Genomic DNA, 16,262 nt, shown 5'->3' on the forward strand with positions numbered 1-16,262 from the left:
AAATACCTTCTGATGGATTTTGCAAAGTATATTGTCCACCGAGAAGTATTTTGTTGTTACCTTGAAAAACTACATCACTTGGAATATCCTTAAAATCAACATTAGTAATAGTTATACCATTATTTCCAAAAGTATCATCAGTTGTTCCGTCTTGATTTAACTTAACTAAAAAAGAATGTGTTATCAAATCTGGATTTGGACTTTCTAGTAAACTAAAACCAATGGTTAGAATTTTATTATCAGGTGTAATGATTGTTTTTCTAGGTTCAGTAATATCTTCAGTTTCAACAACACCATTTGTGCCAAAAGTATTACTTAATTGATACGTTTGACAATAAGAAAATTTCACGGAGCCAAAGCACACTAAAAGGATTACCAATCTTTTCATAATTTCTTTCTTTTTTATTGTTTAACTAAATTTTTGGCATCAATAATCTGTCCGTTGCAAATTAAAGCAACAGTATAAAATCCATTGGGGTAATTAGATATATCAATCGTGGTTTCTGTGCTGTTTAAATCTAAAACGTAGTTATTAGAAGCATTCGTTGTGCCGTAGCTTCCTAGTATCATAATATAAGCGGAACCTACTTCATTTAATTTATAAGAGACTGTTATATTATTTGAAGTTGGAATAGGTGAAATAGAGTATAAAATACTTGGTTTAATAGCAACATCAACTTCCGAATAATCTTTAAATCCATCTATCGTGGCAATTACTTCTAATTTAAATTTTGTGGCCGCTTGTGTGGCTATAATTAAATCTTTACCGGTAAAAATTAAATTTCCTTCTACATCATACCAATTATAAATGGCAGGTTCACTAATTTCGGTAGCACTAATCGTGATGGGTTCATTTAAATCAACTTCTTTATCATCACCTGCATCCGCATAAAATAATTCCCTACTGGGCTTTTCTATAAAAAGGGTTGTTCCACCAACAATTTTACTAGTACTAGTATCTTTCAAAACAAGGTGATAAGTATATGTTGTTTTATCAGTATATTCACTTGTTAAAAAATTAAATTTCAAATCCATTTGACCAATTTCATTAGCAAGCAAATTGATATTGTTTAGCTTAACATTATCGGTAGAAATGAGTTTCAAATTGAGTGCATTGGTTGATGTTAAGTTCTGTGTTGCTTCGCCACCTCTTTCCCAAGCTGTAAATAAGGTTTCATTCATTTGTAAAGAAACTTCAGCTTCTTCAAAAATCAACTTGCCTGTTTCTGTTTCCTCTTTCATCAATTCTAAATTCAAGTTTAAAGGTAATGCTGTTGAATTCATCAGTAATAAAGAAGTTTCATATACTATTGTATTGTCCTCGGGGTTTATTAAATTCTGTGGTACTATTGAAACAGTGTTCTTTCCGGCAATATTATTATTGTTCAAAATATTTTGATAGTAATCTGTCGTTTCAGGAACAGTTATTGCGTCAGTACTAGAAATAATTTTAGCATAAAGAAACGTATTAAATTCTAAAGAAGTGCAATACAATATTCCTCTTGGGTCAGGTACATTCCAAGGAATGGATAGTATAACAGTTTCCCCAGCATTTACAACAGGAATAGTAACACTACCAATTTTTTGCAAGGAAAAGGTAGGGGCAATAATAGAAGAGTCATTTGTTGGAAAAGAAAGGCTAGAAACTCTGAAAGTAGAAGTTTCTAATCCAATACTCGAATTAGGTAAGTTTGCATATATTTTTAAAACATTAGAGCCTGTAGATGGCAATAACCCTCTGTTATTAATTTTAACATAAACGTAATTTGGATTATAAGGATGATATTTTGGTGATTGATGCGTTTGAATGTTATAATTTTGATTTCTAACCCAAATACTAGGACTGTTCCAATTCACTAAAGGAACACTTGGTTCATAACCAAAATCGTTTGGATTATCTGCAATATACAAATCTGCATAAGGTGTGCTTATCATTTGTTGTGCCATTAAAACGGCGGCATGGGCATCTACTAAACCATAACCCATTTCCATATTCCAATTCCCATTAGGTCGATTTGTAGTTGGGTTATAACCATATCCACCCACTTTTTGAGCAGTTTGTTCTATAATATCAGCTACTTGCTTTTGGGTTAAATTAGGATTTACTGATAAAATGAGAGCTGCTATGCCGGTAACATGTGGTGCCGCAAATGATGTACCAAACGATTCTAATATTTCACTATTTAGATTTGTGGATGTTATATTAATTCCTGGAGCAACTACATCAAGCTTTACTCCATACGATGACTGTGCTTCTGGAGTAAATATTGCTCGTTGACCATATTCATTAATACCTCCAACGGTAATTATATCATTACTAAAAATTCCAGGATAATCCATGCCTCCATAATTAAAGGCGTAATTACCCCCATGATTTCCTGATGCAAAAACAACAATTGTTCCTTTTCCATTTCGTCCAAGTGTCAAAGCATTTAAAATTGAACTTTCTAAAATTGAAGAATGATATATTGAATAATAAACACCATTATGATCACCCCATGAACAATTTAAAATATCTGCACCAGTTTGCCAAGCCCAACTAATTCCACTTGCATATTCTAGTGCTGTTTGGTTAGGCACCATAAAACCATCATGACTAACATCAATCAATTTTGACTTAGGGGCAACACCAGTTACTTGCAAATTATTATCTTTAATTGCTGCAATTGTTCCAGCTATATGGGTGCCATGAAAATCATTTGGTATAGCACTTGGAGAACTACCATTATTCATATTAAAGCTCAAATTATCTATGTTATCAATTAAATCAAGATGAGTTTTATCAATTCCATTATCAATAACTGCAACTCTTATTCCTTGTCCTTCTGTAATTTCCCATGCGGCACAGGCGTTAATGTCTATCTCGTGATTAGTTGCATTATCCAAACCCCAAAGGGCAGAGAAATTGGTGTCATTTACACAATTGGTTGTAGTGTTATTGGTAGATGAGCTTTCACCCGTAATTTCATCGGGGCTAAAATCAAACAAAAACCCGGGGTCAACTTCTTCAAACAAACCTGTTTCCCATAATTTGGATGTTGCAGTTAAGGTATTTTCAATTGAATTTGTGTTCAATTTTAAAATATACCAAAGCGGCATATAAGGAACTTGATTAACAACTTGAGCATCAATTAAAGCTGCATTTGTTTGCAAAAGAGGTAAATCACTTTGGTTTTTTATTTTAATATAAAACGAGGTGGAAATTCCAATTGGTGGAACACCATCACCTCGTTTGAAAAATAAATTGACATGGTTAATGTTAGGGTTAGATTTTAATGTGTTTAATTTTTGAATAAACTCTATTTCAGTAGGTTCATTTAAAAACTCAATAGTTGAAAATTTCTGATTATCATAGGTAACTAAATCAAAATCTTTAATACTTAAATTGTAAATACTACTTTTTTGAAATTGCAAGTTGGTTGTTATACTAACTTTACTTTTATCAGCAGTTAAATAAATTTTTTGTCCTTTGTAGTAATAAAAATGATTGCTTTGTGAAGTTAGTAAAAATATTCCTAAAAATAAAAATAGAGAAGTAGAATAAAATTTCTTCATAGTTATCGAGTATAAAATCAGTTATTTTGAGGTTTTCTCATATATTGCTTATTAAACCTCAACTAAATCCGTGTATCGTATTTAGTGGTAAGTTAACTGTTTTTGGAAATTGTGGTATCGATAACAAAATTGTATACATGATTAATACAATTCTGATTAACACAAACTTAGAGAAAAAAATATTACATTGTAAAAAAAATTAAAAAACTAAAGAATTAAAAAATCAAATAATCAAAAACCTTTCGTGAACCTTGTGTCATCCTTTGTGCTCCCCGTGGTTAAAACAAAAAACAAATCATTCCCTCTTTCTTCAAAGTGAAGACATTTTTTTCAAATTGAAGGCATCTCTTGGTAGCTGATGCCCCACAATCTTCTTACGATTCTTTTCTCATCCCATAGCAATCTCATACACACCCAAAACCAATTACTCATAACCTATAACCCATAACTAAAAGACTAATCGTGTTTCCCATTATAATACAAATGCCATTTTCCCTGCACTTTCATCACTTGTTCAATAACGTCCCGAACGGCTCCTTTTCCGCCGTTTTTATGTGAGATGTAGTTTGAAATTGCTTTTATTTCCGGGCTAGAATCTTGGGGACACGTTGGTAAACCAACCAATTGCATCACATGATAATCAGGAATATCATCACCCATATACAACACTTGTTCCGGTTTGATGTGATAGATTTCACAGTATTCTTTAAAAGTTTCCACTTTATCCGGTGAGCCTAAATAAATATCGGTAATTCCTAAATTCCTTAATCGAATACGAACACCTTCATTGTTTCCGCCGGAAATAATACAAACGTTATAACCACTTTCTAGGGCTGCTTTCATTGCAAATCCATCGCGAATATTCATCACCCTTAGCATTTCGCCCGTAGGGGTTATGTGAACAGAACTATCCGTTAAAACGCCATCAACATCTAAAACAAAGGTGGTGATGTCGTTCATTATTTCTTTATAGCTTTTTGCCATGGTCAATAATTGATTTTGTTAAGAGTTTATAAATTTCTTTCTGATTGTCATCAGACAAAAACGCTAAATGAGCATTTATAGTTTGTGTATCGTTTCTTTTAGCCGGCCCGGTTTGAGCTTCTGCGGGAGACAAGGTGTGGATCTTATTTGCCGTTTCTTGAATCAAAGGCTGCAAAATCGAAAACGGCAGTTGATTTTCAACACAAATCGAACTTCCTAATTCATACAAATGATTTACAAAGTTGCAAACAAATACCGCGGCAACATGTAACGCCTTCCGTTGTTCAGAAGAAATAGGGTAGGCCACAGTTGAAATACTTTTGGAAAGCTTTTCTAAAAGGATAAAATCGGTTTCGTGTTCACTTTCCAAACAAATCGGAATTTCTTTAAAATTAATCGCCTTATTTTTAGTAAATGTTTGCAAAGGATAAAAAACGCCTCGTCTGTTTTTGCTATCTAAAATAGCTAAAGGCATGCTGCCCGAAGTATGCACCACTAAGCTGTTTTCAAAAGGTATTTTCGACGAAACTTCCGCAATGGCATTATCAGAAACAGCAATAACGTAAACATCGACTTGTTTCAAAGTTGAAAAATCAGCAGTAATTTTTTCATTCGGAAGTAAATGAGCCACCTCCTCTTTCTTTCTTGAAAATACCTGAACTAACTCAACATCATCACTTTGTAAAAAAGCAGCGATGAGATGTTGGGCTACATTTCCTGAACCAATTAATACTACTGAAACCATAGAGCAAAAATAACAAAAATATATGGCTAATTTAGAAATTAAAACAGACCTTAATTTTGACTTAAAAAATGACATAAAACAGATTTTAATCTTTCTTTTATAAGTATTTTTGTGTTTTCAATATTATATTACTTCACTATGGACAAGAAAATATATTCCTTTCTTTTTTCAACTCGCCTCATGGCTTCCTTGTTTTTAATTTTTGCAGCAGCAATGGCGGCCGGAACGTTTATTGAAAGCTATTACGATACTGATACTGCCCGAATTTGGATTTTTAATGCCTGGTGGTTTGAAGTAATCATGGTTTTCTTTGTCATCAACTTTTTTGGAAACATCAAACGCTATCAACTTTGGAAGAAAGAAAAATGGGCCACTTTGTTAATTCACCTATCGTTTATCTTCATTTTAGTGGGAGCTTTCATTACGCGATATATCAGTTTTGAAGGAATTATGCCCATACGGGAAGGAGCCACTGAAAGCCGCTTTTTTTCTGATAAAAATTACCTGACCGTTTTGACCGATGGTGATTATAAAGGAGAACCAAAAAGAAAAACCCTTGAAAAACCCTTGATACTATCGCAAGTTGCCAATAATAATTTTTCAATTACGGATGATTTTGATGCAAAACCCTATTCGGTGACGTATAAAAATTACATCATGAACGCTACCGAAGTCATCAAACCCGATGAAAAAGGAGAAACCTTTTTAAAATTGGTAGAATCCAGCGATGGAACCCGTCATGAACATTATTTAAAATCAGGAGAAGTTCAAAGTTTGCATGGTATTTTGTTTGCTTTCAACAAAGCAACAGACGGAGCCATTAATATTCTTCAAGAAGGCGATTCCTATTTCATCAAATCAACTTTTGGAGGAGATTTTATGCGAATGGCAGATAAATTAAAAGGGTTGGTTGTGAAAGATTCTGTTCAGCCTTTGATGTTTCGTTCCCTTTACAACATAGCAGGAGCACAGTTTGTGCTTCCCGAAGCACCAATTAAAGGAAAAAAAGCTTGGGAATCTAATAATGATTGGAAAGACAAATTCACCGATGATGTTTTGATTGTTGAAGTCGAAGCCAACGGAAAAAAAGAGGAAGTTACCTTAGTCGGTTCAAAAGGAAAAATGAGCATACCACAGAATGTTAAGTTAGGAGATTTAGATTTCACCTTAATCTTTGGCAGCAAAGTGTATGAATTACCTTTTAGCATCAAACTCAATGATTTTATTGGAAAACGATATCCGGGAACCATGAACAGTTTTTCAGCTTTCGAAAGTTTAGTTACCGTAATTGATGGGAGCAAAAAAGAAGATGCTCATATTTTCATGAACAATATTTTAGATTACAAAGGCTATCGTTTTTTTCAAGCTTCTTTTGACCAAGATGAAAAAGGAACCGTACTTTCTGTAAACCACGATTTCTGGGGAACTTGGATAACTTACATAGGTTATTTTCTATTATACCTGGCAATGATGGCTATTTTGTTTGATAAAAACACTCGTTTCGCAGATATCAAACGCAAATTGGAAAACGTAAAAAAGAAAAAAGCAGCTTTACTTTCCATTGCATTTTTCTTTTTCATGAATGTTGGTTTTGCTCAGGATCAAAATCACCAACGACCTTCCTTGGCTGAAGTGGAAAAATTCATCGATGCAAACATCGTAAACAAAGAACATGCCGCTAAATTCGGTCGATTAGTAATTCAGGATGATGGCGGGCGAATGAAACCGGTCAACACGTTTTCGAGTGAATTGTTACGTAAAGTAAGTAAAAGTGACCATTATAGAGATTACAATTCCGATCAGGTATTTTTATCCATGTCACAAACGCCGAATGCTTGGTTTGAAGTGCCATTGATTTATATCAAACGAGGAAACGACAGCATTCGCAAAATATTAAACGTTGACAAAGACGCTAAATTAGTTCCGTTCATCAGCTTTTTTGATGAAAAAGGAAACTACAAATTAACACCTTACCTAGACGAAGCTTATAAAGCAGTCATACCTAATCAGTTTCAAAAAGATTTTATCGAAACCGATAAAAAGGTTGTTATTTTAAATTCTGCTTTATCCGGAAGCATTTTACGCATTTTCCCCGTGCCTAATGATGAAAATAACAAATGGATTTCTTACCTCGAATTAGAACAATACCAAGATACCGAACTGAAAAACCTTAAAAACATTCTTCCGGCCTACATGCAAACATTAGTGGAAGCAACGGAAAAGAATGATTATAACTTTGCCAATGAAATTGTTGGCGGATTGGAGAAATTCCAAATTAGATACGGAAGCAAAGTTCGTCCAACCGATAAAAAAATCGACGCTGAAATACTTTATAATAAATACGACATTTTCAAACGGTTGTATTATTTATACATGCTCGCCGGTGTTTTAATGTTGATTTTCACGGTCATTCAAATTTTCAATTCATCAAAATGGGTGAATTACACCGTGAATACATTCCATGTTTTTATTGGTCTGCTGTTTGCTTTACATACTCTCGGGTTAATTGCTCGTTGGTATATTTCCGGTCATGCTCCTTGGAGCGATGCCTACGAAAGTATGATTTATGTGGGCTGGGCAACCATGTTCTTCGGCCTTGCGTTTGACAGAAAATCTAAACTAACCGTGGCTTCTGCAGCTTTTGTCGCTTCCATGATTTTAATGATTGCTCATTGGAATTGGATGGATCCCGCCATTGCAAACTTACAACCGGTTTTAAATTCCTATTGGTTAATGATTCACGTAGCCGTTATTGTAGCTAGTTACGGACCATTCACTTTGGGAATGATTTTGGGAATTGTTTCCTTGTTATTGATTCTTTTAACTAACGACAAAAACAAAGAACGAATGAACCTGAACATTCAGGAAATCACTTATATCAACGAAATGGCATTAACCATCGGTTTAGTCATGCTCACCATCGGTAACTTTTTAGGAGGTCAGTGGGCTAATGAAAGTTGGGGCCGTTATTGGGGTTGGGATCCAAAAGAAACATGGGCTTTAATCAGTATCATGGTCTATGCTTTTGTCATTCATGCTCGTTTCGTGCCTGCTTTACGTGGCAAATGGGTATTCAATTTAATGAGCGTTTTTGCTTTCTATTCTATTTTAATGACCTATTTCGGAGTGAATTTCTACCTCACCGGTTTACATTCCTATGCCAGTGGTGATAAAGTAGTTACACCAACATTTGTTTACGTATCCATATTATTAGTGACTTTGTTAGGCGTATTGTCTTTTATCAAATACAAGAAATATTATAAAAAATAGCCTTTTTTTAAAACCAAATTATGATTTGTTTAGGTCGGCTATCATCAGAAAGTTTGTAAATTTGAAATAAAAAGAAACGTATGAAAACAAATTTTATAGTATTAGTAGCTTGTGTGATGCTAATGAGTTGTCAAAACCAAGCTCAAAACAAAAAAGAAACGGCAAACACAACAACAGAAAAAGTTATGAAACAATCCATCCACACGTTTAAAGTGCAAGACATAGAAGGGAAAGAGTTTGATTTTGCCACTCTGAAAGGAAAAAAAATAATGGTAGTCAATACCGCTTCTAAATGCGGATTAACCCCTCAATATAAAGATTTACAGGCATTATATGTAGAATATAAAGACAAAGGATTAGTGATTATCGGTTTTCCGGCAAATGATTTCATGAAACAGGAACCGGGAACAAACGAAGAAATCGTTTCCTTCTGTCAAAAGAACTACGGAGTAACTTTCCCAATGATGAGTAAAATAACAGTGAAAGGAAAAGAAATGCATCCCATTTATCAATTCCTGACTCAAAAAGCTAAAAATGGGTTAGAAGACAGTGAGGTTGAATGGAATTTTCAAAAATACCTCTTAAACGAAAAGGGCGAATTAGAAAAAGTAATCAGCCCAAGAACAAACCCAAATGATAAGGAAATTTTAGAGTGGTTGGCGAGTTAATTTTCGCTCCTCTTTTTAAAGCTTAGTACATAGGAACACAGATTTAAGAAATCAAATAAATTTTTAAAATTTTACTAATTTCTTAAATCTGTGTTCTAATTATTTAAAACCTTTGTTTGAACACTGATATTAAAAATTGAAGAAATTATGAAATAATAGATTTTTTAGATTTTACTAATTTCTTAAATCTGTGTTCTAATTTTCAAATTTCCAAATTTCCAAATTTTCAAATCTCCAAATTTCACTTTAAAATCCGTTGCATAAAAACAGAATCTAACCAGCGGTTAAATTTATACCCTGATTCTTTAATAACGCCAACTTTTTTAAACCCATATTTTTCGTGAAACTGAATGCTTCCTTTGTTCTCTGCATCAATCACACCAATCATGGTATGTATTTTGTGTGCTTTTGCATGAGCAATTAAATTTTTCAATAATTTTCCGCCAACACCTTTTCCTTTATTTTTTTTGGCAACATAAACAGAATGCTCTACCGTGAAGCGATAGGCTTCCCGATAACGAAATTCTCCATACATGCCAAATCCGGCAACTTCTCCTTTTTTTTCAGCCACTAGCACCGGAAAGTTTTTCGCCACTTTTTCTTTTAAAAGATTACTTTGTTGTTCTAATGTTCGCGGCGAATAATCATAGAGTGAAGTTGAATTCAAAATGTTATCATTCACAATAGCTAATATCGCAGGAACATCGTTTTCGGTATAAGGTCTAATGATTATCTCCATAATGTTGAAAAGTTGTTCAAAGATAACAAAACTTTAAAGGTTTATAAACCTTGTTATTGTTATCTAAAGTATAAATTTGTGTAACCTAAATTTAAATATAATACCTACGGCTCAATTTTTAAAATAAAGAATGATATATCCTAAAATACCGCTTGCTCAAAGCATCATCGAAATTTGCCATGCCAAAGGTATTCAGCATATTGTCATTGCACCGGGTTCCAGAAATGCTCCTTTAACGATTGGCTTCACAGCAAATCCTTATTTCACTTGTTATAGCGTGGCCGACGAACGTTGTGCTGCTTTTTTTGCGTTAGGAATTGCTCAACAAGTCAAAAAACCTGTTGTCGTAATCTGTACTTCAGGTTCTGCCGTTCTTAATTTTTATCCGGCGGTGGCCGAAGCTTTTTATAGTCAGATTCCCCTTGTCATTATTTCGGCCGATAGACCTAAAGAGAAAGTAGACATTGGCGACGGTCAAACCATTCGCCAGGAAAATGTATTGGCAAATCATACCCATTTTAATGCTAATTTAACCGAAGAAGCATCGGAAGAAAACGACCTTAAAATCAACGAAGCTTTTAACAAAGCCTTTTCTAAATTAGGGCCAACCCACATAAACGCTCCTTTCGAAGAACCATTATACGAAACCATGGATGTGTCTTCCGTAGATACCATGATTTCTACTTTTGGGAAAGTATACCGCAATATTCCGTTCGAAGACATAATTGCTTCAACAAACATTTGGAATACCGCCCGAAAAAAGTTAATCCTCATAGGAACACTCGACCCAAATGAATTAGACCCTGCAATCATCAACCATCTGGCAAACGACCCCTCGGTAATTGTCATGACGGAAGCTACCTCTAATTTGCATCATGAATCTTTTTTAAACCATATCGATTCAATCATCACCCCTTTTAACGAGGAAGAAGTACTGGCGTTTCAACCTGAAATCGTCCTGACTTTTGGTGGAATGATTGTATCCAAACGCATCAAAAGTCTCTTGCGTGATTATCCACCCGATAACCATTGGCATGTAGACCGTTTGCGTGCCTATGATACCTTTGGTAGTTTAACCTTTCATTTTGAAGCAAATCCTAGCGATTTTTTCCATCAGTTTTTGCCTTACACAAAATATATTGATAGCAATTACAGTAAGTTCGGATTTCATATTCAACAAAGCCGTAAAGTAAAGCACGATTTATACTTAGCGGAAATTCCGTTTTGCGATTTTAAAGCTTTTGAAATAATAAATAACCATTTACCGGAAAATTGTCAATTGCAGGTGGGCAACAGTTCACCCATTCGCTACATCCAATTAGTTGATTTAAAAAATACAATAGAAGTTTTTTGCAATCGTGGAACCAGCGGAATTGACGGTAGCACATCCACCGCCATCGGTGCTGCTGTGGCCAATAAAAAAGACACCGTTTTAATAACGGGCGATGTAAGTTTCTTTTACGACAGCAATGCCTTATGGAACAACTACATTCCTAAAAGCTTCAAAATCATTGTCATCAACAATGGAGGAGGAGGTATCTTCCGCATCTTACCCGGTCATCAGGAAAATGAAATGTTCCACACCTATTTTGAAACCGCACATTGCTTAACAGCAGAATCGTTAGCGAACATGTACCGTTTTCAATACAGAAAAGCAAGTGATAAAGAGTCATTGGAAAAAGAACTCAACTCCTTTTTTGAAACAACAGAACAACCGCAAATCTTAGAAGTTTTTACACCCACTTACGAGAACGACGGCTTGCTAAAGAACTATTTTAAAGCACTTAAATAATTCTTTTTCTTTTTGTTTTTTAGGTTTTTAGATTTATCCTATCTTTACTATACGATAATAGTGAAGTTAACTTGATTTCTAAAATCACCCATTACCAAAAACACCAAAAGAAACCATCCCGCAATGATAACCTTCCGAAAAACAAACACCATTCTGGGAATCAAACTTTGCCTCTTGCTTATTGCAAATAACCTATTTTCCCAAGAATTAGCTCCTAGAGCCTACCTTTGGGTTCCAAAAAACACCACAACCTTAGTAACCGGATTTTTATTTTCTGAGGGTGAAATTCTCACCGATGCCACCTTGCCTGTCGAGAATGTCAAAGCTCAAGTTCAAGGATTAAGCCTTGGCGTTTCACACACTTTTGACATGATGGGAATGTCTTCTCAGCTTTTTGTAGTAGCTCCATATTCATGGGCAAACGTTACGGGCGATTTAAACGAAGAAGCAACGGAAATCAATCGCTCCGGGTTTTCCGACATGAGAGTTCGCCTTTCGGTTTTGTTCCACAATGCCCCGGCAAGTACAATGAAAGAAATTGCTCAATCGCCCCGAAAAACAATTTTAGGAGCCAGTTTGAATGTCGTAGTTCCCACCGGTCAATATTTTTCGGATAAGTTAATTAACCTCGGAGCAAATCGTTGGGCGTTTTTTCCTGAACTGGCTGTTTCTCATCCCATCAGTAAAAAATGGTTGCTGGATTGCTATGCAGGGGTTTGGCTTTTTACCGATAACAACAGTTTCTATCCCGGAGAATCTACTCGTTCACAAGAACCATTAGGAGCTTTTCAAGGCCACCTTAGTTATAACATTACCCCGTTTTTTTGGGTAGCCGTAAATTCAACCTATTACGTTGGCGGAAATTCAACGGTAAATGGTGGGGTAAAAGACGACAGGGCTTCTAATTCTCGAATCGGATTAACAACCGTATTCCCAACAGGCAAGTTAAGTTCCCTAAAAATCGCCGTAAGCACGGGAGCAGTCGTTCGCGTTGGTCAAAATTTTGATACCGTTTCCATCGGTTGGCAAAAATCATGGATAGAAGGATATAAAAGAACTAAAAAAGAAAAAACAAAACCCTAAACTTCCTTTAATTCGAATGCCATTTTATTTTTACCGCTGATAACTTTTCATTTTCAATTCTGAAATTCCCAAGAACTTCAAAATTATTTTTTTTATAAAAAGCTAGAGGAGATAAATAAGGTTTTCCATTTTGTTTCAAATCATTTTCATGATCAATAACCCAACCGTTCAATTCAGGTTGAGTTTTTTTTAATTCATTTAAAAGGAATGTTCCTAAACCCATTCCCTGAAATCTTGAATCAATCAATAAGGCAAACCATTGTTCGGAATCCCTCACAAATATAATTCCCCAACCTATAATTGCTTCATTTTCGTCTTAAAGTAAATAATGTTTAGTAGCTATTAAAAGGTCTAAATAGTTTTCAAAATCAGTAATACGTTCATGAACTAATTGTTGAGGATATTCATTATTCCATAACTCAAAAACAGTTAATTTCTGTAATGAGTCTAAACTGTGAGTTACTTTAATCCTATAACGATTCATATATAAAACTAATTTTATTGCACATTTATCTTGTTCTGAACAATAACTATTCCTTTACCAAAATACGGCTAGTAACTCCACTTTCAGTATAAATCTTCAAAACATAATTTCCCGAAATCAACTCGCTCAAATTCAATTTGTTTTGCTCAACAGTCTTCAAACTCAAAGTTCTTCCGGCCATATCAATAATAGCAACTTTTATGATTGATTGCTCCGATTGGAAATACAACATATCTTTAACCGGATTTGGATAAAATGTTATTCCATTTCCATTCAAACTAACATCGTCAATCGATAACGCTTCGCAGGCAATGTTAACCGGAATACTACTGTTCGTATTTGTTGCATTCCCTAATTGCCCAAATATATTTAAACCCCACGACCAAATTTCACCCGTAGCATTAAGGGCTAAATCATGAAATCCCCTTCCCGTTGAAATAGCAACACAATTCACAGCCGTAGTATTTTGAATCGGAATATTTCGCGTAACAAAAGTTCCGTCGCCCACTTGCCCATAATTGTTTTTACCCCATACCCATAAAGAACCATCAGCCCTAAGAGCTGTGCAGGTTTCATATCCTGCGGTAACACTTGTCCAGTTTGTAGCGGTTCCAATTTGAATAGGGGAGGTTTTATTAAAACCTGTGTTATCGTTACCCGTACCATCTCCGTGTAAGCCAAATATTCCGCTACCCCAAGTCCATAACGTTCCATCTGATTTGATGGCTTTACTGTGATATTTTCCCGTCGAAACGGTTACCCAATTTGTCTCAGTCCCTACTTGAACAGGTGAACTTTTAGCGGTGTATGTTCCGTCGCCCAGTTCTCCATTGCCATTACTTCCCCAACTCCATAACGTACCATTAGTTTTGATAGCCATACTATGCGTAAACCCCGGAACAATGATTAACCAATCAGTATCGGTGCCAATCTGTACCGGAGTGGTTTTATCTACCGTAGTTCCATCGCCCAATTGACCGGATCCATTCTGTCCCCAAGCCCATAAGGTACCGTTACTTTTCAAACCTAAAGTATGTGTATGTCCGGCAACAATTTTAACCCAGTCGGTAGCTGTCCCAATTTGTATCGGACTATAAACAAAGTTATTGCTGGTACCGTTCCCAATCTCACCATAACTATTTGTTCCCCATGCCCAAATCGTACCATTGTTTTTCAAAGCAACATTATAATTCTGTCCAGCTGAAACGGCTTGCCAATCCGTTGCCGTCCCAATTTGAATAGGAGAGTTTTTACTTATATTCGTGCCGTCCCCCAATTGAACATAACCGTTATATCCCCAAGACCACATAGAACCGTCACTTTTTAAACCAATAGAGTGATTCAATCCCTTTGTTATATTTTGCCAGCATTGGGAGTAACCCGTTAAAGAGATAAAACCCAATAATAAAACAAGTGCGGTGTTAAAAGGTAATTGTATTTTCATAATATGGTATAACAGTTAAAATAGTGTAATGCAAAATAATAATTAATCTTTTCAATCAGTCAGTTTTTTTTCAATTCAATTAAATCATCCCCAGCCCCAACAAAACAGCAAACAACATCAGCATGCCCGCAACAACAACCTGAACGGTTTTTAGCGTGATTTTCTTTAATAGTTTATGACCAAAATAAGCCCCAATAAAAGCAGAAACCGTTGCCGAAATCAAAAGACCATAATTTAAATCCTCCCCAAAGTGAACCAATTGATTAGCATAAACAGTCAACCGTGAAATATCAACCAAACAGGCAATTACAACTCCCGTCCCGATAAAAGCCTCTTTACTCAAATTAGCCCTAACCAAAAACGCCGTTCGCAAAGCTCCTTGATTTCCCGAAAGCCCACCAAAAAAACCACTCAGCAATCCACCTAACGGCAAATACTTCATGTCAAATTGAAGATTACTCAATTTTGGAACCAAGTCAAAAAGCGAAAACACAAAAAGCAAAACCGCTATGGTTAACTTAACGGGCATCACATAAAAAGTGCTATCCATAAACGTATAATCAAAAAGAGGAGCAAGGTGACTGATATACGTCAACAAATAAGCTCCCGCAAAAGCCGCTAGGATGGAAGGCACCCCAAATTTAAACACAATCGCTTTGTCTGCCTTTTTGCCAAGCAACGCCAGCTTAAAAAGATTATTCAAAAAGTGAACAATTGCAGTCAACGTGATGGCAATATCAATAGGGAAAAACAAAGCAAAAACCGGAACTAAAATAGTCCCCAGTCCAAAGCCCGAAAAAAGCGTCAGCCCCGAACCCAATAAAGCCGCTAAACAAATAATAAAATACTCCATCAAAAGCAACTTTAATAATGTTGGAAACCCACTACTTAAAAATCAATCGTATACTGAACATCAAACCGTCCATCTCTAATCCGAACAAGTTCACCCGAATGAATTTCAACACAATCAAACCAAAACCGGCCTGAAATAATCTTATTCACCGTATCAAGTTTCACAATTTCTAATTCACCGGTATAAACGTCGTTAGTAGTATATTCATAAACAGGAGTAAACCCCGTGCCGTCGCCGTTATCAACCGTCTCGCCCCAATGTTCATAAAAACCATGCATCGAATTAGCTTGATGAACCGTAATCGGATAAGTAGCTCCTTCCACCAAGGGCGATTCACCGCCACTCAATTCAATACTGATAAATTTTTTTAAAACTTCATTATTAGCATAAAGCATAAAATGATACCCATCAAAATAATACAAATCATAAACATACCGTCCCAATAAAATAGGCGTATAATACGGCGAACCAATCACCCGATCCTTCGGCAAAAAGTTAACCCCATCAACCGTACAGCCATACGTGTTCTTGCCTTCAGTCGTCAATTCCGGCAAAGCAGTTGTAGTGCCATCATCCGTGTTCTCACACCCAAACAAAGCAAAAACAAACAATAAAAGAAATATTTTTTTCATAGTATTTTTATTC

14 protein-coding genes are annotated in these 16,262 nt (G+C 35.4%); 4 read left to right on the plus strand and 10 right to left on the minus strand.

The window, feature by feature from the left end; all coding sequences use genetic code 11:
- The 4 genes from C0512_RS10275 to C0512_RS10290 form a co-directional block, all read right to left on the minus strand.
- Window positions 1–388: hypothetical protein (locus C0512_RS10275; protein WP_290861226.1), on the minus strand; the 388-nt coding region annotated here is incomplete at its 3' end.
- Between the two features lie 14 nt (window positions 389–402).
- Complete coding sequence (locus C0512_RS10280; protein ID WP_290861228.1) at window positions 403–3,555, minus strand: S8 family serine peptidase; 3,153 nt, start codon at window positions 3,553–3,555, stop codon at window positions 403–405.
- A gap of 456 nt (window positions 3,556–4,011) precedes the next feature.
- Window positions 4,012–4,539, minus strand: a complete 528-nt coding sequence (locus C0512_RS10285) for an HAD family hydrolase (protein ID WP_290861230.1) — start codon at window positions 4,537–4,539, stop codon at window positions 4,012–4,014.
- Window positions 4,523–5,284: a Rossmann-like and DUF2520 domain-containing protein gene (locus C0512_RS10290; RefSeq protein WP_290861269.1), complete on the minus strand. Its 762-nt coding sequence runs from the start codon at window positions 5,282–5,284 to the stop codon at window positions 4,523–4,525. The genes C0512_RS10285 and C0512_RS10290 overlap by 17 nt, the downstream gene beginning before the upstream one ends.
- Window positions 5,285–5,422: 138 nt before the next feature.
- Here C0512_RS10290 and ccsA point away from each other — a divergent pair, with 138 nt between their 5' ends.
- Window positions 5,423–8,554 carry a cytochrome c biogenesis protein CcsA gene (ccsA, locus tag C0512_RS10295; RefSeq protein WP_290861232.1) on the plus strand — a complete coding sequence of 1,044 codons (3,132 nt, stop codon included), beginning with the start codon at window positions 5,423–5,425 and terminating at the stop codon, window positions 8,552–8,554.
- Window positions 8,555–8,634: 80 nt separating this feature from the next.
- On the plus strand, window positions 8,635–9,222 hold the full coding sequence (locus tag C0512_RS10300) for a glutathione peroxidase (RefSeq protein ID WP_290861234.1): 588 nt from the start codon (window positions 8,635–8,637) through the stop codon (window positions 9,220–9,222).
- 241 nt (window positions 9,223–9,463) lie between these two features.
- On the opposite strand, the gene C0512_RS10305 is transcribed toward C0512_RS10300, so the two are convergent.
- Window positions 9,464–9,961 carry a GNAT family N-acetyltransferase gene (locus C0512_RS10305; RefSeq protein WP_290861236.1) on the minus strand — a complete coding sequence of 166 codons (498 nt, stop codon included), beginning with the start codon at window positions 9,959–9,961 and terminating at the stop codon, window positions 9,464–9,466.
- A gap of 130 nt (window positions 9,962–10,091) precedes the next feature.
- Here C0512_RS10305 and menD point away from each other — a divergent pair, with 130 nt between their 5' ends.
- Both menD and C0512_RS10315 read left to right on the plus strand, forming a co-directional pair.
- Window positions 10,092–11,753, plus strand: coding sequence for a 2-succinyl-5-enolpyruvyl-6-hydroxy-3-cyclohexene-1-carboxylic-acid synthase (menD, locus tag C0512_RS10310; RefSeq protein WP_290861238.1), 1,662 nt, complete (start codon window positions 10,092–10,094; stop codon window positions 11,751–11,753).
- Between the two features lie 123 nt (window positions 11,754–11,876).
- Window positions 11,877–12,836: a transporter gene (locus C0512_RS10315; protein ID WP_290861240.1), complete on the plus strand. Its 960-nt coding sequence runs from the start codon at window positions 11,877–11,879 to the stop codon at window positions 12,834–12,836.
- Between the two features lie 7 nt (window positions 12,837–12,843).
- Here C0512_RS10315 and C0512_RS10320 read toward each other — a convergent pair whose 3' ends face one another.
- The 5 genes from C0512_RS10320 to C0512_RS10340 form a co-directional block, all read right to left on the minus strand.
- A complete protein-coding gene (locus C0512_RS10320; protein ID WP_367160875.1) occupies window positions 12,844–13,137 on the minus strand; it encodes a GNAT family N-acetyltransferase in 294 nt (97 codons plus the stop codon).
- Window positions 13,138–13,152: 15 nt separating this feature from the next.
- Complete coding sequence (locus C0512_RS10325) at window positions 13,153–13,320, minus strand: hypothetical protein (RefSeq protein ID WP_290861242.1); 168 nt, start codon at window positions 13,318–13,320, stop codon at window positions 13,153–13,155.
- 46 nt (window positions 13,321–13,366) lie between these two features.
- The gene (locus tag C0512_RS10330) at window positions 13,367–14,764 is read right to left on the minus strand and encodes a T9SS type A sorting domain-containing protein (RefSeq protein ID WP_290861244.1); all 1,398 of its coding nucleotides are present in this window, start codon (window positions 14,762–14,764) and stop codon (window positions 13,367–13,369) included.
- A gap of 79 nt (window positions 14,765–14,843) precedes the next feature.
- Window positions 14,844–15,617: a sulfite exporter TauE/SafE family protein gene (locus C0512_RS10335; protein ID WP_290861246.1), complete on the minus strand. Its 774-nt coding sequence runs from the start codon at window positions 15,615–15,617 to the stop codon at window positions 14,844–14,846.
- A gap of 35 nt (window positions 15,618–15,652) precedes the next feature.
- Entirely contained in the window at window positions 15,653–16,249 is a 597-nt protein-coding gene (locus C0512_RS10340; RefSeq protein ID WP_290861248.1) for a hypothetical protein, read from the minus strand.
- Window positions 16,250–16,262 lie beyond the last annotated feature (13 nt).

The organism is Flavobacterium sp., from assembly GCF_013822155.1.
In the GTDB taxonomy this organism is placed as follows: Bacteria; Bacteroidota; Bacteroidia; order Flavobacteriales; family Flavobacteriaceae; genus Flavobacterium.